The following is a 21,387-nucleotide window of genomic DNA, read 5'->3' on the forward strand; positions in this document are numbered from 1 at the left end:
ATTTTGCCGCTCAGCCCTTGACTTGGGAAAGCAGGGTTGCCGCGTCGCTGACTTCGAACTTGCCTGGAGCTTCATTGTTCAGCTGCACCACCTTGCCGTCCTTGACCAGCATCGAGTAGCGGTTGCTGCGCAGGCCCAGGCCCTTGCCGTTGAGGTCCAGCGTCAGGCCGGCGGCCTTGGCGAAGGCAGCGTCGCCGTCGCCGATCATGCGCACCTTGGTGCCGACGTTCTGGTCGCGGCCCCAGGCGCCCATCACGAAGGCGTCGTTCACCGACAGGCACCAGATCTCGTCCACGCCCGCGGCCTTGAGCGCGTCGGCCTGCTCGACATAACCGGGCAGGTGCTTGGCGGAGCAGGTGGGGGTGAACGCGCCGGGCACGGCAACGATGGCCACCGTCTTGCCTGCTGCCGCTTCCTGCACGTTGACAGGGCTCGGGCCGATGCTGCAGCCATTGCCTTCCACGGCAACGTACTCGGTCAGCGTGACGGCGGGCAGGGTATCTCCAACTTTGATCATCAAAAGCTCCGGTTGACTCAAAAAAACGGTCTGCGCGAAAAGCGCAGCCCCAAACGAAAAAACGACCCACATTGTGGGTCGTTTTCTTCAGCTTTGCAGCACTAAGGCCCAAGAGGCTTTAGAGCAGGCCAGCCTTTTGCACCAGACGGGTCGCAACCCAGTTCTTGGTCTTGGACAAAGGACGGCTTTCCGTGATTTCAATGGTGTCGCCCAGCTTGTACTCGCCATTTTCATCATGAGCGTGGTACTTGCTCGACTTGGCCACGATCTTGCCGTACAGCTCGTGCTTCACACGGCGTTCGACCAGCACGGTCACAGTCTTTTGACGCTTGTCGCTGACCACCTTGCCAATCAAGGTGCGCTTGAGGGATTTTTTAGCTTCCGTCATGTCGGCTCCTATTACTTGGCGGCTTGCTTTTGAGCAAGGATGGTCTTGGCGCGAGCGATATCGCGGCGCGTGGTGCGCAGCGTGTTCGTGTTGGCCAGTTGTTGCGTAGCCTTCTGCATGCGCAGGCCGAAATGCGCCTTTTGCAAGGACTTGATTTCAGCTTCGAGGCCGGCAACGTCTTTTTGGCGCAGTTCAGTAGTTTTCGTCATTGTGAATTCTCCTGATTAAGCGCCAACCTGGCGGGCAACGAACGTGGTGCGCAGCGGCAGCTTGGCGGCAGCCAGGCGGAACGCTTCGCGGGCCAGTTCTTCCGGCACGCCCACGATTTCATAGAGCATCTTGCCGGGCTGGATTTCAGCCACGTAGTACTCAGGGTTGCCCTTACCGTTACCCATACGCACTTCTGCGGGCTTGGTCGAGATTGGCTTGTCAGGGAACACGCGGATCCAGATGCGGCCGCCACGCTTCACGTGACGGGAAATCGCACGACGTGCAGCTTCGATCTGGCGGGCCGTCAGACGGCCACGGTCCGTGGACTTCAGGCCGAAGTCACCGAAAGCAACGGAGTTACCCCGCGTTGCAACACCGGTGTTGCGACCCTTTTGCTCCTTGCGATATTTGCGGCGAGCAGGTTGCAGCATACTTATTCTCCTTTACCGTCCGCTGCTGTAGCGGGCGCGTCTGCCTTGCGAACGCGCTTAACGGCGTTGGTGTCGGCACCGGCGCCGGCAGGCTTGTCGCTGCCGTCGGCCGGAGCCACGTTGCCACCCACAGGACGGCGAGGTGCACCGCGGCCGGGGCCGGCGTTGCGATCGCCATTACGGCCATCGCGACGCGGGCCACGGGGGCGACGCTCTTCTTCGGGACGCGGCGTCTCTGCCAGAGGCAGGTCGTTGCGGCCCAGCGTGTCACCCTTGTACACCCACACCTTGACGCCGATGACGCCGTAGGTGGTTTGCGCTTCAGAGAAGCCATAGTCGATGTCGGCACGCAGCGTATGGAGCGGCACGCGACCTTCGCGATACCACTCGGTACGAGCGATTTCGATACCGTTCAGACGGCCCGACGACATGATCTTGATGCCCAGGGCGCCCAAACGCATGGCGTTTTGCATGGCGCGCTTCATGGCACGGCGGAACATGATGCGCTTTTCGAGCTGTTGGGTGATCGAGTCGGCGATCAGCTTGGCATCGATTTCGGGCTTGCGCACTTCTTCGATGTTCACTGCCACCGGCACGCCCAGGCGCGACGCGAGTTCCTTCTTCAGGTTCTCGATGTCTTCACCCTTCTTGCCGATCACCACGCCAGGACGTGCCGAGTAGATCGTGATGCGGGCGTTCTTTGCAGGACGCTCGATCAGGATGCGCGACACAGCGGCGTTCTTCAGCTTGGCCTTCAGGTACTCGCGAACCTTGATGTCTTCGGCCAGCATGCCGGCGAAGTCACGGTTGCTCGCGTACCAACGGCTGGCCCAGTTCCGGCTCACAGCCAGACGGAAGCCGGTAGGATGGATTTTCTGTCCCATATTCTTCCAGGCCTTTCAGTTGCCAACCGTCACGTACACATGGCACGTGGGCTTGCTGATACGATTGCCGCGGCCTTTGGCGCGCGCGGTGAAGCGCTTGAGCGTCGTGCCTTGTTCGACGTAGATCGTCTTGATCTTCAGTTCGTCGATATCGGCGCCGTCGTTGTGCTCGGCGTTGGCAATGGCGGACTCCACAACCTTCTTGATGATCACAGCAGCTTTTTTCTGCGTGAACGTCAGGATGTTCAGAGCTTGATCAACCTTCTTGCCGCGGATCAGATCAGCGACCAGGCGACCCTTGTCCACCGACAGACGGACGCCCCGGAGGACTGCACGTGTTTCAGACATGGTCGTTCCTTACTTCTTCTGGACTTTTTTGTCCGCGGGGTGACCCTTGAAGGTGCGCGTCAGGGCGAATTCGCCCAGCTTGTGGCCCACCATCTGGTCGGTAACGTAGACCGGCACGTGCTGCTTGCCGTTGTGCACGGCAATGGTCAGACCGATGAACTCGGGCAGAACCATGGAGCGACGCGACCAGGTCTTGACTGGCTTCTTATCCTTGGTGGCGACGGCCTTTTCGACCTTGGCAACCAAGTGATGGTCAACAAACGGACCCTTTTTGAGAGAACGAGTCATTTGCTACCCCTTACTTCTTACGACGCGACACAATCATCGATTGCGTGCGCTTGTTGTTACGGGTACGGTAGCCCTTCGTCAGGTTGCCCCATGGGTCAACTGCGTGACGGCCTTCACCGGTCTTGCCTTCACCACCACCGTGCGGGTGATCCACAGGGTTCATCACCACACCGCGAACGGTCGGGCGGATACCCATCCAGCGCTTCACACCGGCCTTGCCCAGACGGCGCAGGCTGTGCTCTTCGTTGGCGACTTCGCCCAGGGTTGCGCGGCACTCGATGTGAATCTTGCGCACTTCGCCCGAACGCATACGCACTTGAGCGTAGACGCCTTCACGGGCCAGCAACGTGGCGGAGGTACCTGCGGAACGCGCGATCTGTGCACCGCCGCCCACTTGCAGTTCGATGCAGTGGATGGTCGAGCCCACGGGGATGTTGCGGATAGGCAGGGTGTTGCCCACGCGGATCGGGGCTTCCGAACCGCTGACAATGGTCGCGCCCACTTCCAGGTTGCGAGGAGCAATGATGTAGCGACGCTCACCGTCGGCATAGCACACCAGGGCGATGTGGGCCGTACGGTTGGGATCGTATTCGATGCGCTCGACCTTTGCGGGGATGCCGTCCTTGTTGCGACGGAAGTCCACCACGCGGTAGTGATGCTTGTGGCCACCGCCCTTGTGACGGGTGGTGATGTGGCCGTTGTTGTTGCGACCGGACTTCTGGAACTGGGGTTCCAGCAGGGGTGCATACGGCTCGCCCTTGTGCAGGTGATCGCGCGTGACCTTGACGGCACCGCGTTGACCTGGCGTCGTGGGCTTGAGTTTGATGACTGCCATTTAAGCGGCCTCCCCAGACAGATTCAGCTCTTGGCCGGGCTTGAGCATCACATAGGCCTTGCGAACGTTGTCGCGGCGACCCATGGTCTTGCCAAAGCGCTTGGCCTTGCCCTTGGTGTTCAGCACAGAAATCTTCGACACTTCCACCTTGAACATCAATTCCACAGCGGCCTTGATTTCGGGCTTGGTAGCGTTCTGCAGCACCTTGAACGTCACGACGTTGGCCTTCTCGGCAACCATGGTGGCCTTTTCGGACACGATGGGAGCGACCAGCACTTGCATCAGACGACCTTCGTCAAACTTGAGCGTGCTCATGCGAACATCTCCTTGAGTTTGTCGATTGCGCCCTTGGTGACGAGCACTTTCTTGTAATGCACCAGCGACACGGGGTCGGCGTAACGTGGTTCGACGACGAACACGTTCTTCAGGTTGCGGGAAGCCAGGTACAGGTTTTCATCCACTTCGTCAGCGATCACCATCACCGACTCGGCCAGGTTCATGGCCTTGAACTTGTCGGCCAGCACCTTGGTCTTGGGAGTATCCAGCGTCAGGGAGTCCACCACGGCCAGGCGGCCTTCGCGGGCCAGCTGCGACAGGATGGAAGCCATGCCGGCGCGGTACATCTTCTTGTTGATCTTCTGCGTGAAGTTTTCTTCGGGCAGATTCGGGAAGATGCGGCCGCCGCCACGCCACAGAGGCGAGGAGGACATACCGGCACGAGCGCGGCCCGTACCCTTTTGCTTGAACGGCTTGGCCGTCGTGTGACGGACTTGCTCGCGATCCTTCTGGGCGCGCGTGCCCTGGCGTGCGTTGGCACGGTAGGCGACGACCAGCTGATGGATCAGGTCTTCGTTGAATTCACGACCGAACACGGTTTCGGGCACATCGAAGGACGATGCTGCCTGGCCTTGTTCATTCAGGAGTTCGAGCTGCATTAGTTCGCTCCTTGGGAAGATTTAGCCTTGACTGCGGGACGCACCGTCACGAAGCCACCCTTGGAGCCCGGAACAGCGCCCTTGATCAAGAGCAGTTGGCGTGCTTCGTCGATACGAACCACGTCGAGGTTTTGGGTGGTCACGGTGACGTCGCCCATGTGGCCCGTCATCTTCTTGCCAGGGAACACGCGGCCCGGATCCTGTGCCATCGAGATGGAACCAGGAACGTTGTGCGAACGGCTGTTACCGTGCGAGGCGCGCTGCGAGCTGAAGTTGTGACGCTTGATCGTGCCAGCGAAGCCCTTACCGATGGAAGTGCCCTGCACGTCCACCTTCTGGCCCACTGCGAACAGCTCGGCGACAGGCAGCGTGGCGCCAGCAGCATACTTGCCGGCCACTTCGTCGGTCACTTGGAATTCGCGGGTCACTTCACCGGCTTCGACACCTGCCTTGGCGAGGTGGCCGGCTTGGGGCTTGGTCACGCGCGAAGCGCGGCGCGAACCGAACGTGACCTGCAGGGCCACGTAGCCATCGTTCTCTTGGGTTTTGACCTGAGTCACACGGTTGTTGGACACATCCACCACCGTGACGGGCACTGCGTCCCCGTCATCGGTGAACAGACGCATCATGCCCACCTTGCGACCCAGCAACCCCAGGGAGTTGCTCAGACTCATTTGTTTGCTCCAAAACTTCCGCCGCTGTAACTGCAATTGGCCCAGCGTTTGCCGCGTCTCGCATTTGAGATTTGGCGCGAAAGAAGGTTAATAAAACTCCGCCCAAAAAAGGCGGAGCCCCAAATTCTAACGCGAACCGCTTTTTCAAGCAAGTTCGCGTTAGATCAAGACCTTGAGAGGCTTCCGGGGAAGCCTTCAGGAACTTATTGCAGCTTGATTTCGACGTCCACGCCAGCTGGCAGGTCCAGCTTCATCAGCGCGTCAACGGTCTTGTCCGTGGGGTCCACGATGTCCATGAGACGCTGGTGGGTACGGATTTCCAGCTGGTCGCGGCTGGTCTTGTTGACGTGCGGCGAACGCAGGATGTCGAAGCGCTTCATGCGGGTCGGCAGGGGCACGGGGCCCTTGACGATCGCGCCGGTGCGCTTGGCGGTGTCAACGATTTCAGCTGCCGACTGGTCGATCAGCTTGTAGTCAAACGCCTTCAGGCGGATGCGGATCTTTTGCTTGGACATGGTCAATTCCCAGTAAGTCTAAGAATTAAGCCAGGACCTTGGCAACCACACCGGCGCCGACGGTACGACCGCCTTCGCGGATGGCGAAGCGCAGGCCTTCTTCCATGGCGATGGGGGCGATCAGCTTGACGGTGATCGACACGTTGTCGCCGGGCATGACCATTTCCTTGCCTTCGGGCAGCTCGATGGCACCGGTCACGTCAGTCGTACGGAAGTAGAACTGGGGACGGTAGTTGTTGAAGAAGGGAGTGTGACGGCCGCCTTCGTCCTTGCTCAGCACATACACTTCAGCGGTGAAGTGGGTGTGGGGCTTGATCGAGCCGGGCTTGCACAGCACCTGGCCGCGCTCGACGTCTTCGCGCTTCGTGCCGCGCAGCAGCAGGCCGACGTTGTCGCCAGCTTGGCCCTGGTCCAGCAGCTTGCGGAACATTTCCACGCCGGTGCAGGTGGTCTTTTGCGTGTCGCGGATACCGACGATTTCGATTTCTTCGCCGACCTTGATCAGGCCGCGCTCGATACGGCCCGTCACCACGGTACCGCGGCCGGAGATCGAGAACACGTCTTCCACGGGCATCAGGAAGGCACCGTCCACAGCGCGCTCGGGCGTGGGGATGTAGGTGTCCAGGGCTTCAGCCAGCTTGTCGATGGCTTGCTCGCCCAGGGGGCCCTTGTCGCCTTCCAGGGCCAGCTTGGCCGAACCGCGCACGATGGGGGTGTCGTCGCCGGGGAAGTTGTACTTGTCCAGCAGTTCGCGGACTTCCATCTCCACCAGTTCCAGCAGTTCCTCGTCGTCCACCATGTCGCACTTGTTCAGGAACACGATGATGTAGGGAACGCCCACCTGGCGAGCCAGCAGGATGTGCTCGCGGGTCTGGGGCATCGGGCCGTCGGCGGCCGAGCACACCAGGATCGCGCCGTCCATCTGGGCGGCGCCGGTGATCATGTTCTTCACATAGTCGGCGTGGCCGGGGCAGTCCACGTGAGCGTAGTGACGGCCGGCGGTTTCGTATTCGACGTGCGAGGTGTTGATGGTGATGCCGCGGGCCTTTTCTTCGGGCGCCTTGTCGATTTCGTCGTACTTCTTGGCTTCGCCGCCGAACTTGGCCGACAGAACGGTTGCGATGGCAGCCGTCAGGGTCGTCTTGCCGTGGTCGACGTGACCGATGGTGCCCACGTTGACGTGGGGCTTGGTGCGTTCGAACTTACCTTTTGCCATGAGATTTCTCCAAAAGAGCAAAACCTGTGTGATGGTTTAACGTCTGCATCGAGTTGCTGATTCCCCCCGCACAGGAAACAGGGGGGCACTCCATCGCAGACCTGGCACGCCAAAACGGCTGCCCCGCAAGGCAGCCGTTTGGCAAAGACCGGTATTTTACTTCGCGCGGGCGGCCATGATGGCTTCCGACACGTTACGAGGGGCTTCAGCGTAGTGCTTGAATTCCATCGTGTACGTGGCGCGGCCTTGCGTTGCCGAACGCAGCGAGGTGGCGTAGCCGAACATTTCCGACAGCGGGACTTCGGCACGGATGGCCTTGCCGCCACCGACCATGTCGTCCATGCCCTGGACCATGCCGCGACGCGAGGACAGATCGCCCATCACGGTACCGGCGTAGTCTTCGGGAGTTTCCACTTCCACGGACATCATGGGCTCGAGGATCACGGGGTTGGCCTTGCGGCAACCTTCCTTGAAACCGAAGATGGCAGCCATCTTGAACGCCAGTTCGTTCGAGTCCACATCGTGGTACGAACCGAAGTGCAGCGTGACCTTGACGTCGACCACGGGGTAGCCGGCCAGCACGCCTTGCGTGACGGCTTCGTTGATACCCTTTTCCACCGCGGGGATGAATTCGCGAGGAACCACACCGCCCTTGATGGCGTCGACGAACTCGATGCCCTTGCCGGCTTCGTTGGGTTCGATCTTCAGCACCACGTGGCCGTACTGGCCCTTACCGCCCGACTGACGCACGAACTTGCCTTCGGCTTCTTCGACGGTCTTGCGGATGGTTTCACGGTAGGCCACCTGGGGCTTGCCGACGTTGGCTTCCACGCCGAATTCGCGCTTCATGCGGTCGACGATGATTTCCAGGTGCAGCTCGCCCATACCGGCGATGATGGTCTGGCCCGATTCCTCGTCGGAACGCACGCGGAACGACGGATCTTCAGCGGCCAGGCGCGACAGGGCGATGCCCATCTTTTCCTGGTCTGCCTTGCTCTTGGGCTCGACGGCCTGGGCGATCACGGGCTCGGGGAAGACCATGCGTTCCAGGATGATGGGGTTGTTCGGATCGGCCAGCGTTTCGCCGGTCGTCACGTCCTTCAGGCCCACGCAGGCAGCGATGTCGCCGGCGCGGATTTCTTCCACTTCCAGGCGTTCGTTGGCGTGCATCTGCACGATACGGCCGATACGTTCCTTCTTGCCCTTGACCGCGTTCAGCACGGTGTCGCCCTTGGTCAGCACGCCCGAGTAGACGCGCACGAAGGTCAGCTGGCCCACGAAGGGGTCGGTCATCAGCTTGAATGCCAGCGCCGAGAACTTCTCGTTGTCGTCGGCCTTGCGCGTCAGCTTCTTCTCTTCGTCTTCGGGGTCGGTACCTTCGATGGCAGGCACTTCCACGGGAGCGGGCAGGAACTGGATCACGGCGTCCAGCATGCGCTGCACGCCCTTGTTCTTGAAGGCCGAGCCGCACAGCATCGGCTGGATTTCCACGGCCAGCGTGCGCGTGCGCAGGCCGTCCATGATTTCCTCTTCCGTGAGCGTGCCCTCTTCGAGGTACTTGTTCATCAGCTCTTCGCTGGCTTCAGCCGCGGCTTCGACCATCTTCTCGCGCCATTCGTTGGCCACGTCGACCAGGTCGGCGGGGATGTCGCGGTATTCGAACTTCATGCCCTGCGACTTCTCGTCCCAGAAGATGGCCTTCATCTTGACCAGGTCGACCACGCCTTCGAAGCCGTCTTCGGCACCGATGGGCACCACGATCGGCACGGGGTTGGCCTTCAGGCGCAGCTTCATCTGGTCCACGACCTTGAAGAAGTTGGCACCGGTACGGTCCATCTTGTTCACGAAGGCCAGACGGGGCACGCGGTACTTGTTGGCTTGGCGCCACACGGTTTCCGACTGGGGCTGCACGCCGCCCACGGCGCAGTACACCATGCAGGCGCCGTCCAGCACGCGCATCGAGCGCTCGACTTCAATCGTGAAGTCCACGTGGCCGGGGGTGTCGATGATGTTGAAACGGTGTTCGGAGAACGAGCGGTCCATGCCCGACCAGAAGCAGGTCGTGGCAGCGGAGGTGATCGTGATGCCGCGCTCTTGTTCCTGCTCCATCCAGTCCATGGTGGCAGCGCCATCGTGCACTTCGCCCAACTTGTGGTTCACGCCGGTATAAAACAGGATACGCTCGGTGGTGGTGGTCTTGCCGGCGTCAATGTGAGCGGAAATACCGATGTTGCGGTAGCGCTCAATGGGGGTCTTGCGAGCCATGGTGGATCCTTAATTGATCGTATGGAGGGGGGCTGCCAATCCCCGGAACTCTCTGGCAGCAGTTAATGTGGGGCCACTCTCCATCGAGACAAGGCCGCAGGCAAAAAATGCCAGCGGCCTCGAATCGAAAGGGGCTGACGCCGATTTAGAAGCGGAAGTGGCTGAATGCCTTGTTGGCTTCTGCCATGCGGTGCACTTCGTCACGCTTCTTCATCGCGCCGCCACGACCTTCGGTCGCTTCGAGCAGCTCGTTGGCCAGGCGCTGGGCCATGGACTTTTCACCGCGCTTGCGGGCAGCTTCCTTGATCCAGCGCATGGACAGGGCCAGGCGACGGACAGGGCGCACTTCCACAGGCACCTGGTAGTTCGCACCACCCACGCGGCGGGACTTGACTTCCACCATGGGCTTCACGTTGTTGATGGCAACAACGAAGGCTTCCAGAGGATCCTTGTCGGGGTGCTTCTTTTGGATCAGTTCCAGGGCGCCGTAAATGATGCGCTCTGCAACTGCCTTCTTGCCGCCTTCCATGATCACGTTCATGAATTTGGACAGCTCTACGTTGCCGAACTTGGGATCCGGCAGAATTTCACGTTTGGGGACTTCGCGACGACGTGGCATTTTTTACCTCTATCTTTGCTTCAGTTGGCATCTTTTCAGACACCGCGAGAGCCAACAGGACTCCCACTTACTCGACCCACGCAAAACACTTGCGCTTGGGGTCACTACGTTTGCACCGCCTGCCTGGCAGGCAAACACCGAAAAATCTGTCTACAGGAAGGCTCAGGCCTTCTTGGGACGCTTGGCACCGTACTTCGAACGGGCTTGCTTGCGATCCTTGACGCCTTGCAGGTCCAGCGAACCGCGGACGATGTGGTAACGCACACCGGGCAAGTCCTTGACACGACCGCCGCGAACCAGCACGACGCTGTGTTCCTGCAGGTTGTGGCCTTCACCGCCGATGTAGGAGATGACTTCAAAACCGTTGGTCAGGCGCACCTTGGCGACCTTACGCAGAGCGGAGTTGGGCTTCTTGGGCGTCGTGGTGTACACACGGGTGCACACGCCGCGGCGCTGGGGGGAGTTTTCCATCGCGGGGCTCTTGGACTTGATCGTTTCGACCGAGCGCCCCTGACGAACGAGCTGGTTAATGGTTGGCATGTATACGTCCCTAAACGTAAAAAACGAAAACGTGAATCCCTTCGGAATTTCCGAAAAGCATTCGACTGTAGCAGCTTGGGCTTGGCAAAGCAAGCCTGGCTCCTGGCACCCCTGCTCGGATGACTTGTATTTGGGTACGGGCTCGTGGGCAGGCCCGTCCTCCTTCGACGGGGTCGCCTAGACAAGCTCAGGACGAACGGATGAGGGGCGTTGCGGTCACGAAGTTTGAACAGTGCCGGCCAGGGCGAAGACAAAGATGTCTGATTGAAATACGGAGCACCAACCGTTCGTCCTGAGCCTGTCGAAGGATGAACGGCCTGCCCTCAAGCGAAAGCCCTAGCCTTACCCTTAGTGCGCTGCCGTGCAATGTGCTCTAACTGCTTCGAATTCTCACTTGATCCAAAGACGGATCGCATCCCACAGCCGGCCGAAGAAGCCTGCCTGCTCGACCGCCTCCAGTGCCACCAGCGGCACTTCCGCCACGACCTTGTCGTCCAGCGTCACCTTGAGCGTGCCCATGGCCTGGCCCTTGGTGAAGGGCGCGATCAGCGGATCCTGGCGCACGACCTCGGTCTTGAGCTTGCCGCCCGAGCCCGCGGGCACCGTGACGACGATCGGCTTGGCCTGGCCGATCTGGATGGTGCTGGCCTGGCCCTTCCAGACCGCGGGCGTGGCCACCGGCTGGCCGGCGTCGAACAGCTTGACCGAATCGAAGGCGGTGTAGCCCCAGTTCAGCAGCTTCTGGCTTTCGGTGGCGCGCGAGTTGGCGCTGGCCGCGCCCAGCACGATCGACAGCAGGCGGCGCTCGCCGACCTGCGGCATGGTGCGCTTGGATGTGGACACCAGGCAATAGCCAGCCGCGGCGGTATGGCCGGTCTTCAGGCCGTCGACGGTGGGGTCGCGGAACAGCAGCGTGTTGCGGTTGGTGCCGTTCGACGCGGGCGTGCCTTCATAGTGGTACTGCTTGGTCGCGTAGTAGTGCATGTACTCGGGGAAGTCCTGCATCAGACGCTGCGCCAGGATGGACAGGTCGCGCGCCGTCGTCAGGTGGCCCGGCTCGGTCAGGCCTTCGGGGTTCTTGTAGTTCGTGCCCTTCATGCCCAGGGCCTTGGCCTGCTCGTTCATCAGGCGCACGAAATTTTCCAGCGAACCGCCGACGCCCTCGGCCAGCGCCACAGTGGCGTCGTTGCCCGACTGCACGATCATGCCCTTGATCAGGTCGTCGACGGGCACCTGCATCTTCGGGTCGATGAACATGCGCGAGCCGGGCATCTTCCAGGCGCGCTCGCTGACCGGGAAGCGCTGCTCGAGCGTGATCTTCTTGGCGCGCAGCGCATCGAACACCAGGTAGCCGGTCATCAGCTTGGTCAGCGAGGCCTGCTCGATGGGGGCGTCGATGTCCTTGGCGCCCAGCACCTGGTTGGCCGTCACATCGACCAACAGGTAGTTGCGGGCGGCGATCTCGGGCGGCTGGGGCAGGCTGATCTGGGCGAGGGCAAGGGCAGGCGCGATTGCCGCGGTCGCGGCAAGTACACGCAAGGTGCGGATGAGGGTCATTTGAGGCTCGGAGAAAGACTGAAAAACGCCCGCCGGTGCAGCGGGAGGGGAAGCGTGCGGGCGGCTGCGGCTGGGCGTCACAGCCCCGGCAGCAGGTGGCGCACCACCAGGCTCTTGAGCAGCGGCAATTGTCCGTGAAAGAAATGGCCGCCCCCTGGAACAACTGTGACAGGGAGTATCTGCGGGCGCGCCCAATCCATGACCGAGGCCAGCTCCACGGTATCGTCGGCCTCGCCGTGGATCACCAGCGTGCGCTGCTGGGCCTCGGGCGGCACTGGCGCGACGCTGAAGCGGCTGGTGGCCGTGCCGACCAGCACCGCGCGCTCGATCCGCCCCTCGGGCCACAGCTGCGCCAGCGCATGGCTGGTCACGAAGGCGCCAAAGGAGAAGCCGGCCAGCGCGATCGGGCCTTCGGGCGCGACCTGGCGCACGACCTCGAGCAGGTCCTGCAGCTCGGCCCCGCCCGCATCGTAGGTGCCGGCGCTGGCGCCCACGCCGCGGAAGTTGAAGCGCACGGCGGTGAAACCGCTTTGCACGAAGGCGCGTGCCAGGGTCTGCACCACCTTGTTGTCCATGCTGCCGCCAAACAGCGGGTGCGGATGGGCGATGACGGCGACGCCGCGCGGCGCCTGGCCTGCGGTCAGTTGGGGGGCGTCACGCAGCGCCTCGATGGCGCCGGCGGCGCCCGTCAGGGTCAAGCGTTCGGTCTGGGCATTCACGTTGCAATTCCAGGGAGGCGAATGGTTCCGCCTGAAAAACAAAAGGCTGCTGGGATGGAGCGCGTTTCAGCGGCCGAGTTCCGGCGGCGTGAGCAGGCGCTCGACGATCTGGCCGTTCTTCAGATGCGACTCGACGATCTCGTCGATATCGTCATTGTCCACAAAGGTGTACCAGGTGCCTTCGGGATAGACCACGGCCACCGGCCCGCCCGCGCAGCGATCCAGGCAGCCGGCCTTGTTGACGCGCACCTTGCCCGGGCCGGACAGGCCCGCGGCCTTGACCTGGGACTTGCAGCGGTCGAAAGCGGCCTTGGCGCCATGCAGCGCGCAGCAGTCCTCACCGTTTTGACGCTCGTTCAAGCAGAAGAAAATATGGCGGGCATAGTAGTTGCTCTCCCCTGAGCGGCTCACGCCGCTTCCCCCCAGGGGGACGGCACCGTCGGTGCGGGGCGGCCCTTCCTCGGTGCCCTGCCGCTGGGCCATGCCAATTTCATCGGCTGCTAGAGCTGCCTGGGCTGCGGATAGCTGATTGGAAGTGTTGTCGCTCATGGCGCCCATTCTAGGCCTACCCCTTGGAGGATGTGCGCTCGCGCCGCGCCACCATGAGCAGCACGTAGACCAGCGCGGCATAGGGCCAGAGCCAGCCCAGCCACTGGCCCAGGCCATAGAAGCGGATGAAGCGCCCCTGCTCCCAGGTCTGCAGCGTCTGCGCGAAATAGGCGCTGGTCGGCGCCTGGTTGAGCAGGCTCAGCTGCCACATCAGCACCAGCAGCAGCACCGCCGCGCAGGCGCGCGCGGGCAGCGCGATCAGCGCGGCGGCCAGCGCCAGCGCGAACCAGATCGCCAGATGGGCCGGCAGCCCCAGCCATTCCCAGGCATGCACGGGACCGTAGCTCAGCGCGGCCGACAGCGCCGTAGCCGCGATGCCCAGCCCGACGCCCAGCACCGCCAGCACCGCGCGGCGCCCGATGTTGGGCACCACGCAATAGGCCAGCAGGCAGGGCGCCAGCAGGCCCAGCACCTCGCACAGCAGCTCGCCGCCCGGCGACAGCGGCACCAGCGGCGTGTCGCGCAGCGGCAGCCAGTCGAGAAAGGGCGTGCCCTCGAGCAGCTCGGTCAGGAAGGACTCGAGGCGCTCGAACACCTGGCCCAGGCTGAAAGGCACCGCCGCCGGCACCAGCAGCGCCACGGGCCAGAGCACCAGCAGCACGATGGCGCCGCGCGCCTGGGCCGTGAACCAGCGCGCGCGGAACAGGCTCCAGCGGTCGATGGCGCCCAGGCGCTCGAGCGCCAGCGCCAGCAGCGCGCCGAGCAGCGTGCCGGCGGCGTTCAGCGCCAGGTCCATGTTGGAGGGCACGCGCCGCGGCAGGTAGATCTGCAGGAACTCCATGGCCGCCGACAACAGCGTGCCCGCGAGGGCCGCGACCGGCACCGCCGCGCGTGGCGCATCGGAGCGCAGCAGCGCCAGCGCCAGCAGGAAGCCCAGCGGGCCGTAGCCGACGATGTTGATGTTGACGTCGAACCAGGTCCAGTACGGAGGGGGAATGTCGGCCGAGAAGAACACCCAGGGGTTGATGCCCTGGGCGCGCCAGCCGGCGAAGGGAAACAGGCTGGCGAAGACGATCAGCGCCGCATACACCAGCGCCAGCGGCCAGGCGGAAGTCTTGTGCACTGCGCCGCGGCTCCCGGCGTCAGAAGGGTTTGACGACGACCAGCACCACCGCCGCGACCAGCAGCAGCACCGGCACCTCGTTGAACCAGCGGTACCAGCGGTGGCTGCGCTGGTTCACGTCATCGATGAACTTGCGCAGCAGCCGCGCGCAGGCATGGTGGTAACCCACCGCCAGCAGCACGGCCAGCAGCTTGGCATGCATCCAGCCGTTGCCGGGCCCGCGGCCGATGCCGTAGCCCTGCCACAGCCACAGGCCCAGCAGCAGCGCCGGCACGGCCAGCAGCGTGGTGAAGCGCAGCAGCTTGCGCGCCATCAGGATCAGGCGCTCGCGCTCGGCCACCGATCCGGGCGTCACCATGGCCAGGTTCACGAAGATCCGCGGCAGATAGAAAAGTCCCGCGAACCAGCTCGCAACGAACACGATATGAAAAGCTTTGACCCATAGCATGCTGCCAGTGTACGGGCGTAGGGCGTGCCGGCACGCAAAACCATGCGCCGCAGGCCTGCGCGGCACCCGCTTCCCCGCCTGGCGCCGCAGTTTTTGCCGTGCCGCTGCGCCACCCATGCAGCGAATGGGGCACAATTTTCCGATGCATCTTTCCAGCCCCACCCCCTTTCCCCACAACCGCCCGCGGCGCCTGCGCCGCGATCCGTTCACGCGCAATCTGGTGCGCGAGAACGTGCTGACGGCCCACGACCTGATCTACCCGGTGTTCGTGCACGAGGGGACGCAGCGGCGCGAGGCCGTGCCCTCCATGCCCGGCGTGGACCGCCTGAGCCTGGACCTGCTGCTGCCGGTGGCCGAGGAATGCGTGAAGCTCGAGATCCCGGTGCTGGCGCTGTTCCCGGCCATCGATGCCGGCCTCAAGACACCGGACGGCAAGGAGGCGCTCAACCCCGACGGCCTGATCCCGCGCGTCGTGCGTGCGCTGAAGAAGGAATTCCCCGGCCTGGGCGTGATGACCGACGTGGCGCTCGATCCCTACACCAGCCACGGCCAGGACGGCCTGCTGGACGCCTCGGGCTACATCCTCAACGACGAGACCGTCGAGATCCTCATCGGCCAGGCGCTGGCGCATGCCGAGGCCGGCGTCGACATGATCGCGCCCAGCGACATGATGGACGGGCGCATTGCCGCCATCCGCGAGGCGCTGGAGAACCACGGCCACATCCACACCCGCATCATGGCCTACAGCGCCAAGTACGCGAGCGCGTTCTACGGGCCCTTCCGCGATGCCGTGGGCACGCGCGGCGCGCTCGGCAAGGCCGACAAGAACGTCTACCAGATGGACCCAGGCAACAGCGACGAGGCGCTGCGCGAGGTCGCGCTGGACCTGGCCGAAGGCGCCGACATGGTGATGGTCAAGCCCGGCATGCCGTACCTGGACATCGTGCGCCGCGTGAAGGACGAGTTCAAGGTGCCGACCTTTGCCTATCAGGTGTCCGGCGAGTACGCGATGGTCAAGGCCGCGGCCGCGAACGGCTGGGTGGACCATGACGCGGTGATGATGGAAAGCCTGCTGGCCTTCAAGCGCGCGGGTGCCGATGGTGTCTTGACCTATTTCGCCATCGACGCCGCAAAGAAATTGCGCGGCATCCTCTGAGCGGCTCATGCCGGGCGGCCGGCCCCGGCTTCCTCCGGGACCGCTAGACTCGCGCCATGCGCACGCTTCACATTGCCGCCACCGGCCCCGCCCAGGACCTGGGCGAGGAGCTGCCGCTGGCGCCTTCCTCTGCCACGGGCTTCTATTGGGTCTCGTGCACCCGCGCCGAGTTTGCCGCCCAGCTGCCGGCGCTGCAGGCCATGCTGCACAGGCAGTGCGGCATGGCGCTGGTCGACCTGCATGTCTCCGACCTGCTCAACGCGCAACTGCCGTCGAATTACGACGCGACTTCGCAATATGACCTGATGGTGTTCCAGCGCCTGGCCTCGGCGGAAAGCGGCGAGGCAGCGCCAGGCGCGCCACCGGCCGGTGCGCAGCATGGCGCGCCGGTGCTGGCGCGCATCGTGACGCGGCCCGTGGGCATGGTGGTGTTCGATCATCTGCTGCTGACCGTGCATCCCGAGGCCTGCCCGGTGCGCGCCCATTTCGTGCAGCGGCTGCTGTCGGAGCAGCCGACCGACACGCGTGGCGGCCAGGCCCGGCGCACCAGCAGCCCGGCCGACCTGATGCTGCGGCTGGTCAACCATATGGTGGACAGTTACCTGGAGCTGCGCCGCGAGCTCACGCGCCAGCTCGACCACTGGCAGGCGGCACTGCTCGAGCCCAAGGCGCGCATCTCCAACTGGAGCGCGATCCTCGATGCCCGGCTGGCGCTGCACCAGCTCGACGAGATCTGCGAAGACCAGCGCGCCGCGATCCAGGAATGGATCGAGGCGCTGGACGCCTGGCCCCCGGAAGCCATGCCCCACGCGCAGCGCGAGCGCGAGCTGCTCAAGGTGCGCTCGCGTGACGTGCTGGAACATATCGAGCGCGTGGTCCACCACGTGCGCCGCCTGGAGCAAAGCGCCGAAACCGCGGTGCAGATGCACTTCTCGCTGCAGAGCAACCGCGCCAACGACATCATGCGCACGCTGACCACGATCACCGCCGTGTTCCTTCCGCTGAACCTGATTGCCGCGGTGTTCGGCATGAACTTCGAGTTCATTCCGCTCGTGCACAAGCAGGACGGCTTCTGGTGGGCCATGGCCGGCATGGTCGTGGTGTCGCTGGTGCTGATCGCCTACTTCTGGCGCAAGCGGTACCTGGAGCACATCGACAGGGATGTTTGAGGCGGGGCGATGGCTCGAGGATGGACGTTCATCCTTCGACGGGCTTACCGCGAACGTTCTTCAACGCTCGCCCAGCGCCTTCAAGCCAGGTACTTATCAAAAAATGCCAGCGTCCGATCGCGCGCCAGCAGCGCACTGGCTTCGTCATAGGAACCGCGCTGGTCGCAGTTGAAGCCATGGTCGGCATCGTAGAGATGCACTTCGACGTCCGGGTGGTCACGGTCGAAGGCCTGGACCGAGTCGAGCGGGATCCAGTGGTCCTGGCGCGCGAAGTGGGCCAGCACCGGGCACAGCGCCTCGCGTCCCATTTCGGCGGGCGAGGTCATGCCGCCGCCGTAATAGCATACGGCCGCGGACAGGTCGGGAAGCGTGCAGGCGGCGCGCCAGCTCACCAGGCCGCCCCAGCAGAAGCCGACGATGCCGACCTTGCCGGCGCTGATGGCCGCAGCGTGCGCCACGGCGGCCTCGACTTCGGCCATGGCACCGGGTGCCGGCAGGGCCTCGGTCGCGGCCTTGAGCTCCTGGCCGCGCTTCATGTCGGCGCCTTCATAGCCCAGATTCACGTCGGGCTGCACGCGCGCGAACATCGAGGGTGCCACGGCAACGTAGCCGCGCGCCGCGAAGCGGTCGGCCACGGCCTGGATGTGGGCGTTGACGCCGAAGATCTCCTGCAGCACCACGATGGCGCCGCGCACCGGGCCGTCCGGCACAGCCACCCAGGCAGGTGCGACAAAACCGTCAGCCGAGGTCAAATTCACGAAACTTCCCATGCTGTCTCCCTTTGCAATTGGTTGGCATCCACCTGCGCAGCGCCCGGGCCGCGGCAGGTGCCGTAACGCGCGGCAATGCGCGAGTCCACTGCTGCATTCTTACAGGAGAAAGCGGGATGCACCAGCCGCCGCGAGCATAGGCCCGAGGCGCGTGGCAGCCTGCTCAGGAAGCTGCCGATGCCGGCGTTGCACTGACGCAGGGTGCGAGCCGGTGCTGCAGCAAGGCGCCGCACTGCGCCGGCCCGCCGACGCGATGCATTGCAACCCGGCGCCTGCTTGCCTGCCGCAGGGCGTGGCGCTGCACCTGCAGCTCGCTCCTGGCCACCTCGGCATGGTGAAAGGCCTGCTGTCGGCAGAACACTGCCTCGCCCCCGTCAAGCTGCACGCATTGCGCGATGTCCTGTTGCAACTGCTGGGAAATACGGCGTTTTGTCGCCATCTGCTGGGAAGCTGCCGAGCCCATGGCCATACTGGCCAAGGCTGCGACAGCCGAAAGAATGCAGATGCACAACGGCACCTGCAGGTGGTGTGGGGAGCGCATGGTTCCTTCCATTTCTTCTCGCAGCAGCCCAAGGGGACGCTGGATCGACACATTGATTAGTTTTTACAATCGATATTGTAGTATCGATGCATTTATTGATGTGTGCTTTGAAGGAAACGGCATGCGCTCGAGTGCGCGAAAGATACACCGGCCCGTTGCCGGCTCCACCGCCGCGGCACCGACCATTCAATGCCCCAGCTGGCTCAGCCATGCCTGCAACTCGGCAATCACCTGATCGGTGGCTTGCGTCAGTGCGCGCACGCCGCTGGCCGCGTCCGGGCTGGCGGCGGGGTGCTGGGCCACGAAGGTGGTCTGGCCCAGCAGCACGTCGCCCTGTGCCTGGCGGTCCACCAGCGTGGCGCGCAGCCGCACCCAGCCGACGCTGTCCTGCGCAGAGCGGAACACATGGCTGAATTCCTCGAGCTCGACCTTGAGCACTGCGGGCGTCTGCCCCTCGACCTTGGGCTGCGCGGTGCCGTCGCCGCCCAGCAGCACCGCACGATCACGCCCCAGACCGCTGCTCAGCCGCTGCTGCACCAGCTGTGCGGGCGGCAGCGTCCAGCGCGCCAGCTGGTAGGGACGCACCACCTGCGATTCGGCATAGGCCAGGCGGTAGAGCACGGAGGTCTCGGAGTCGCGCAGGCCCGGGGCTTCGACTTCGGCCAGCGCGATGGCGGGCCGTGGCACCTGGGGCACGGCGGCCGCCGCAGCCGCCGCCGCAGGCATGACGGGACCAAAGTCATAGCGCACGGGCTGCGCCGGCGGACGCGGCAGCACCGAGCAGCCGGCCAGCCACAGGCAGGCGATGGAGGCGGCGGCCCGCAGCGCGCCGCGGCGTGCGATCTCGGGGAAAGAAGCGGACATGGCGGATTCCTAAGGCTGGGTGGTAGGGGCCGCAAAACCGGGCTCGCCCGGGCCGGGAATCGCGCGGCCGCTGCCGTAGATCACCGATTGCGGGTTGTCGCTGAAGCTGCCGGCGGCAGCGCCGAGCTGGCGCGCGGCGCGCGACACGTCGTCGGCGGCGCGGCTCACATGGGGCAAGGTGGTGCGGCCCAGGCTGTCCGCGGCGCGCACCAGCGCCTGCGTGCCTTCGGCGATCTGCTCGAGCGGCCCTTCGGGAGCATTGATGCGCTGCACCGTCTCGCCCAGGTCGGCCGCGACCGCGGCGGCGTTCTGGCCGGCCTGGTCCAGCGACTGCAGCGTCTTGCGCGCATCGGAGGTCAACGCGGGGAAATCGGCCAGCGCCGGGTTGACGCGTTGGGTGAGCGTGTGCTGCACGTCGGCGCTCAGATCGCGCACGCTGGCCGCCGCGCCCGAGATGTTGTCCAGCATCTCGCTGAAGCGCCGCTGGTTCTCGTCGCCCAGGATGTCGTTGACCCGGCGCGTGACTTCGTCGACGCGCCCCAGCAGCGCCGGCCCCTGGTCGGCCAGCATGCTCAGCGGCGAGGACTTGAGCCACAGCCGCGGCAGGCCGCTCTGGCCTGGCGGCTGCGGCGGCGGGGGTTCGGTGGCGTCGTCGAGCTGTATGTGCGCCAGGCCGGTGACGCCCTGGTAGCCCATGGTGGCGAAGGTGTTGGGCGAGATCGGGGTTGCGGTGTCCACGGCGATGCGGATCAGCACATTGCCGTTGGCTTGCGGGTCGAAGCCGATGTTCATGACCTTGCCCACGGGCACGCCCTTGTAGCGCACGGCCGCCTGCGGCTGCAGGCCGCCGATGCCGTCCTTGGTGGTCATCTCGTACAGGGTGTACTGGTTGCGGTCCCGGGTCAGCCACAGCGCCAGCCCGGCCAGCAACGCCGCCACCAGCACCACGAAGATCCCGGCCGCCATGGCATGCGACTTGTTTTCCATCAGGTTTCTCCCGCGGCCTCGGGGCCGTTGCTCAGGGGCGCCATGGCACGACGGCCCCGCTCTCCCCGGAAAAAGGTTTCAATGAAGGGATGGTCATGGGCCGCGACCTCGCGCGGCGTGCCCGTGACCAGCACCCTCTTCTCGGCCAGCACCGCCACGCGCGAGGACAGCGCGAACAGCGTGTCGAGATCATGGGTGACCATGATCAGCGTCAGCCCCAGCGACGCGTGCAGCTCGCGCAGCAGCGCGCAGAATTCATCGGCGCTGGTGGGATCGAGCCCGGCCGTGGGCTCGTCCAGCAGCAGCAGCGGCGGGTCCATGATCAGCGCGCGCGCCAGCGCCACGCGCTTGATCATGCCGCCCGAGAGGTCCGAGGGCATGCGCGTTGCATGCGCGGGCTCGAGCCCGACCATCTGCAGCTTGACCATGGCCGCGTCGTACACCAGGTCGTCGGGCAGGCTGCCCTGCTCGCGCAGCGCAAAGGCGATGTTGTCGAGCACATTGAAGGCCGAGAACAGCGCGCCATGCTGGAACAGCATGCCGACACGGCTGGCCGCGCCCTCGCGCCCCATCTCCGCGGCCGGGCGGCCCAGCACCTCGACCGTGCCCTTGCTGGGCTTGAGCAGCCCCAGCATCTGGCGCAGCAGCACCGTCTTGCCCGTGCCCGAACCGCCGACGATCGACAGCATCTCGCCGCGCTCGACCGTCAGCTCCAGGTCCTGGTGCACGGCGAATTCCTTTTCGCCCTGCCCGAACACGCTCCACAAGCCTTCGATGCGGACCACGGGCGCTTCCTGGGAAGCGTTCTGGGAAGATACGGAGCGATCGGTAGCCGCCAT

28 protein-coding genes are annotated in these 21,387 nt (G+C 64.2%); 2 read left to right on the forward strand and 26 right to left on the reverse strand.

Features of this window, described 5'->3' with window-relative positions:
- Nucleotides 1–10: 10 nt before the first annotated feature.
- The 21 genes from M9799_RS07280 to M9799_RS07380 all read right to left on the reverse strand — a co-directional run bounded on the left by M9799_RS07280 (nt 11) and on the right by M9799_RS07380 (nt 15,061).
- Entirely contained in the window at nt 11–517 is a 507-nt protein-coding gene (locus tag M9799_RS07280; RefSeq protein ID WP_231043093.1) for a peroxiredoxin, read from the reverse strand.
- A 118-nt stretch (nt 518–635) separates the two neighbouring features.
- Nucleotides 636–905 carry a 30S ribosomal protein S17 gene (gene rpsQ, locus M9799_RS07285; protein ID WP_092940977.1) on the reverse strand — a complete coding sequence of 90 codons (270 nt, stop codon included), beginning with the start codon at nt 903–905 and terminating at the stop codon, nt 636–638.
- 11 nt (nt 906–916) lie between these two features.
- The gene (gene rpmC / locus M9799_RS07290; RefSeq protein WP_231043092.1) at nt 917–1,114 is read right to left on the reverse strand and encodes a 50S ribosomal protein L29; all 198 of its coding nucleotides are present in this window, start codon (nt 1,112–1,114) and stop codon (nt 917–919) included.
- A gap of 15 nt (nt 1,115–1,129) precedes the next feature.
- Entirely contained in the window at nt 1,130–1,546 is a 417-nt protein-coding gene (rplP, locus tag M9799_RS07295; RefSeq protein ID WP_231043091.1) for a 50S ribosomal protein L16, read from the reverse strand.
- Nucleotides 1,547–1,548: 2 nt separating this feature from the next.
- Nucleotides 1,549–2,430 carry a 30S ribosomal protein S3 gene (rpsC, locus tag M9799_RS07300; protein ID WP_231043090.1) on the reverse strand — a complete coding sequence of 294 codons (882 nt, stop codon included), beginning with the start codon at nt 2,428–2,430 and terminating at the stop codon, nt 1,549–1,551.
- Nucleotides 2,431–2,445: 15 nt separating this feature from the next.
- A complete protein-coding gene (rplV, locus tag M9799_RS07305) occupies nt 2,446–2,778 on the reverse strand; it encodes a 50S ribosomal protein L22 (protein ID WP_175505425.1) in 333 nt (110 codons plus the stop codon).
- A 9-nt stretch (nt 2,779–2,787) separates the two neighbouring features.
- On the reverse strand, nt 2,788–3,066 hold the full coding sequence (gene rpsS / locus M9799_RS07310) for a 30S ribosomal protein S19 (protein WP_175505426.1): 279 nt from the start codon (nt 3,064–3,066) through the stop codon (nt 2,788–2,790).
- 10 nt (nt 3,067–3,076) lie between these two features.
- A complete protein-coding gene (rplB, locus tag M9799_RS07315; RefSeq protein WP_231043089.1) occupies nt 3,077–3,901 on the reverse strand; it encodes a 50S ribosomal protein L2 in 825 nt (274 codons plus the stop codon).
- Nucleotides 3,902–4,216 carry a 50S ribosomal protein L23 gene (gene rplW / locus M9799_RS07320; protein ID WP_175505428.1) on the reverse strand — a complete coding sequence of 105 codons (315 nt, stop codon included), beginning with the start codon at nt 4,214–4,216 and terminating at the stop codon, nt 3,902–3,904.
- Nucleotides 4,213–4,836 (reverse strand): 50S ribosomal protein L4, encoded by a 624-nt coding sequence (rplD, locus tag M9799_RS07325; protein WP_231043088.1) that lies wholly within the window; start codon nt 4,834–4,836, stop codon nt 4,213–4,215. Before rplD ends, rplW begins: the two co-directional genes overlap by 4 nt.
- Entirely contained in the window at nt 4,836–5,510 is a 675-nt protein-coding gene (rplC, locus tag M9799_RS07330) for a 50S ribosomal protein L3 (protein WP_231043087.1), read from the reverse strand. The genes rplD and rplC overlap by 1 nt, the downstream gene beginning before the upstream one ends.
- A gap of 203 nt (nt 5,511–5,713) precedes the next feature.
- Nucleotides 5,714–6,025 carry a 30S ribosomal protein S10 gene (gene rpsJ / locus M9799_RS07335; RefSeq protein WP_005796953.1) on the reverse strand — a complete coding sequence of 104 codons (312 nt, stop codon included), beginning with the start codon at nt 6,023–6,025 and terminating at the stop codon, nt 5,714–5,716.
- A gap of 25 nt (nt 6,026–6,050) precedes the next feature.
- On the reverse strand, nt 6,051–7,241 hold the full coding sequence (gene tuf, locus M9799_RS07340) for an elongation factor Tu (protein ID WP_231043086.1): 1,191 nt from the start codon (nt 7,239–7,241) through the stop codon (nt 6,051–6,053).
- Nucleotides 7,242–7,397: 156 nt separating this feature from the next.
- Nucleotides 7,398–9,506 (reverse strand): elongation factor G, encoded by a 2,109-nt coding sequence (gene fusA, locus M9799_RS07345; RefSeq protein WP_231043085.1) that lies wholly within the window; start codon nt 9,504–9,506, stop codon nt 7,398–7,400.
- A 145-nt stretch (nt 9,507–9,651) separates the two neighbouring features.
- The gene (gene rpsG / locus M9799_RS07350) at nt 9,652–10,125 is read right to left on the reverse strand and encodes a 30S ribosomal protein S7 (protein WP_231043084.1); all 474 of its coding nucleotides are present in this window, start codon (nt 10,123–10,125) and stop codon (nt 9,652–9,654) included.
- Between the two features lie 162 nt (nt 10,126–10,287).
- A complete protein-coding gene (gene rpsL / locus M9799_RS07355) occupies nt 10,288–10,665 on the reverse strand; it encodes a 30S ribosomal protein S12 (RefSeq protein ID WP_231043083.1) in 378 nt (125 codons plus the stop codon).
- 390 nt (nt 10,666–11,055) lie between these two features.
- Nucleotides 11,056–12,222 (reverse strand): D-alanyl-D-alanine carboxypeptidase family protein, encoded by a 1,167-nt coding sequence (locus M9799_RS07360; protein ID WP_231043082.1) that lies wholly within the window; start codon nt 12,220–12,222, stop codon nt 11,056–11,058.
- 77 nt (nt 12,223–12,299) lie between these two features.
- The gene (locus M9799_RS07365; RefSeq protein ID WP_231043081.1) at nt 12,300–12,941 is read right to left on the reverse strand and encodes an alpha/beta hydrolase; all 642 of its coding nucleotides are present in this window, start codon (nt 12,939–12,941) and stop codon (nt 12,300–12,302) included.
- 66 nt (nt 12,942–13,007) lie between these two features.
- Nucleotides 13,008–13,424 (reverse strand): (2Fe-2S) ferredoxin domain-containing protein, encoded by a 417-nt coding sequence (locus M9799_RS07370; protein WP_422688968.1) that lies wholly within the window; start codon nt 13,422–13,424, stop codon nt 13,008–13,010.
- 82 nt (nt 13,425–13,506) lie between these two features.
- Entirely contained in the window at nt 13,507–14,613 is a 1,107-nt protein-coding gene (locus tag M9799_RS07375) for a VanZ family protein (RefSeq protein WP_231043080.1), read from the reverse strand.
- A 19-nt stretch (nt 14,614–14,632) separates the two neighbouring features.
- Nucleotides 14,633–15,061: a CopD family protein gene (locus M9799_RS07380; RefSeq protein ID WP_231043079.1), complete on the reverse strand. Its 429-nt coding sequence runs from the start codon at nt 15,059–15,061 to the stop codon at nt 14,633–14,635.
- 142 nt (nt 15,062–15,203) lie between these two features.
- On the opposite strand from M9799_RS07380, the gene hemB reads away from it, so the two are divergent.
- Nucleotides 15,204–16,217, forward strand: coding sequence for a porphobilinogen synthase (gene hemB / locus M9799_RS07385; RefSeq protein ID WP_231043078.1), 1,014 nt, complete (start codon nt 15,204–15,206; stop codon nt 16,215–16,217).
- 56 nt (nt 16,218–16,273) lie between these two features.
- A complete protein-coding gene (locus tag M9799_RS07390) occupies nt 16,274–17,386 on the forward strand; it encodes a magnesium transporter CorA family protein (protein ID WP_231043077.1) in 1,113 nt (370 codons plus the stop codon).
- Nucleotides 17,387–17,466: 80 nt separating this feature from the next.
- On the opposite strand, the gene M9799_RS07395 is transcribed toward M9799_RS07390, so the two are convergent.
- The 5 genes from M9799_RS07395 to M9799_RS07415 form a co-directional block, all read right to left on the reverse strand.
- Entirely contained in the window at nt 17,467–18,156 is a 690-nt protein-coding gene (locus tag M9799_RS07395; RefSeq protein ID WP_231043076.1) for a dienelactone hydrolase family protein, read from the reverse strand.
- 163 nt (nt 18,157–18,319) lie between these two features.
- Nucleotides 18,320–18,697, reverse strand: a complete 378-nt coding sequence (locus M9799_RS07400; protein WP_231043075.1) for a hypothetical protein — start codon at nt 18,695–18,697, stop codon at nt 18,320–18,322.
- Between the two features lie 186 nt (nt 18,698–18,883).
- On the reverse strand, nt 18,884–19,561 hold the full coding sequence (locus M9799_RS07405; protein WP_231043074.1) for an ABC-type transport auxiliary lipoprotein family protein: 678 nt from the start codon (nt 19,559–19,561) through the stop codon (nt 18,884–18,886).
- A 9-nt stretch (nt 19,562–19,570) separates the two neighbouring features.
- Nucleotides 19,571–20,548, reverse strand: a complete 978-nt coding sequence (locus M9799_RS07410) for an MlaD family protein (RefSeq protein ID WP_231043073.1) — start codon at nt 20,546–20,548, stop codon at nt 19,571–19,573.
- On the reverse strand, nt 20,548–21,387 hold the full coding sequence (locus M9799_RS07415; protein ID WP_231043072.1) for an ABC transporter ATP-binding protein: 840 nt from the start codon (nt 21,385–21,387) through the stop codon (nt 20,548–20,550). The genes M9799_RS07410 and M9799_RS07415 overlap by 1 nt, the downstream gene beginning before the upstream one ends.

The organism is Comamonas endophytica (assembly GCF_023634805.2).
Lineage (GTDB): Bacteria > Pseudomonadota > Gammaproteobacteria > Burkholderiales > Burkholderiaceae_C > Comamonas > Comamonas endophytica.

Excerpts from the sequence above, each read along its gene's own strand:
- M9799_RS07280 (WP_231043093.1), bottom strand. The coding sequence starts at position 517 with ATGATCAAAGTTGGAGATACCCTGCCCGCCGTCACGCTGACCGAGTAC.
- rpsQ (WP_092940977.1), bottom strand. The coding sequence starts at position 905 with ATGACGGAAGCTAAAAAATCCCTCAAGCGCACCTTGATTGGCAAGGTG.
- rpmC (WP_231043092.1), bottom strand. The coding sequence starts at position 1,114 with ATGACGAAAACTACTGAACTGCGCCAAAAAGACGTTGCCGGCCTCGAA.
- rplP (WP_231043091.1), bottom strand. The coding sequence starts at position 1,546 with ATGCTGCAACCTGCTCGCCGCAAATATCGCAAGGAGCAAAAGGGTCGC.
- rpsC (WP_231043090.1), bottom strand. The coding sequence starts at position 2,430 with ATGGGACAGAAAATCCATCCTACCGGCTTCCGTCTGGCTGTGAGCCGG.
- rplV (WP_175505425.1), bottom strand. The coding sequence starts at position 2,778 with ATGTCTGAAACACGTGCAGTCCTCCGGGGCGTCCGTCTGTCGGTGGAC.
- rpsS (WP_175505426.1), bottom strand. The coding sequence starts at position 3,066 with ATGACTCGTTCTCTCAAAAAGGGTCCGTTTGTTGACCATCACTTGGTT.
- rplB (WP_231043089.1), bottom strand. The coding sequence starts at position 3,901 with ATGGCAGTCATCAAACTCAAGCCCACGACGCCAGGTCAACGCGGTGCC.
- rplW (WP_175505428.1), bottom strand. The coding sequence starts at position 4,216 with ATGAGCACGCTCAAGTTTGACGAAGGTCGTCTGATGCAAGTGCTGGTC.
- rplD (WP_231043088.1), bottom strand. The coding sequence starts at position 4,836 with ATGCAGCTCGAACTCCTGAATGAACAAGGCCAGGCAGCATCGTCCTTC.
- rplC (WP_231043087.1), bottom strand. The coding sequence starts at position 5,510 with ATGAGTCTGAGCAACTCCCTGGGGTTGCTGGGTCGCAAGGTGGGCATG.
- rpsJ (WP_005796953.1), bottom strand. The coding sequence starts at position 6,025 with ATGTCCAAGCAAAAGATCCGCATCCGCCTGAAGGCGTTTGACTACAAG.
- tuf (WP_231043086.1), bottom strand. The coding sequence starts at position 7,241 with ATGGCAAAAGGTAAGTTCGAACGCACCAAGCCCCACGTCAACGTGGGC.
- fusA (WP_231043085.1), bottom strand. The coding sequence starts at position 9,506 with ATGGCTCGCAAGACCCCCATTGAGCGCTACCGCAACATCGGTATTTCC.
- rpsG (WP_231043084.1), bottom strand. The coding sequence starts at position 10,125 with ATGCCACGTCGTCGCGAAGTCCCCAAACGTGAAATTCTGCCGGATCCC.
- rpsL (WP_231043083.1), bottom strand. The coding sequence starts at position 10,665 with ATGCCAACCATTAACCAGCTCGTTCGTCAGGGGCGCTCGGTCGAAACG.
- M9799_RS07360 (WP_231043082.1), bottom strand. The coding sequence starts at position 12,222 with ATGACCCTCATCCGCACCTTGCGTGTACTTGCCGCGACCGCGGCAATC.
- M9799_RS07370 (WP_422688968.1), bottom strand. The coding sequence starts at position 13,424 with ATGGCCCAGCGGCAGGGCACCGAGGAAGGGCCGCCCCGCACCGACGGT.
- M9799_RS07380 (WP_231043079.1), bottom strand. The coding sequence starts at position 15,061 with ATGCTATGGGTCAAAGCTTTTCATATCGTGTTCGTTGCGAGCTGGTTC.
- hemB (WP_231043078.1), top strand. The coding sequence starts at position 15,204 with ATGCATCTTTCCAGCCCCACCCCCTTTCCCCACAACCGCCCGCGGCGC.
- M9799_RS07390 (WP_231043077.1), top strand. The coding sequence starts at position 16,274 with ATGCGCACGCTTCACATTGCCGCCACCGGCCCCGCCCAGGACCTGGGC.
- M9799_RS07395 (WP_231043076.1), bottom strand. The coding sequence starts at position 18,156 with ATGGGAAGTTTCGTGAATTTGACCTCGGCTGACGGTTTTGTCGCACCT.
- M9799_RS07400 (WP_231043075.1), bottom strand. The coding sequence starts at position 18,697 with ATGCGCTCCCCACACCACCTGCAGGTGCCGTTGTGCATCTGCATTCTT.
- M9799_RS07405 (WP_231043074.1), bottom strand. The coding sequence starts at position 19,561 with ATGTCCGCTTCTTTCCCCGAGATCGCACGCCGCGGCGCGCTGCGGGCC.
- M9799_RS07410 (WP_231043073.1), bottom strand. The coding sequence starts at position 20,548 with ATGGAAAACAAGTCGCATGCCATGGCGGCCGGGATCTTCGTGGTGCTG.
- M9799_RS07415 (WP_231043072.1), bottom strand. The coding sequence starts at position 21,387 with ATGGCGGCTACCGATCGCTCCGTATCTTCCCAGAACGCTTCCCAGGAA.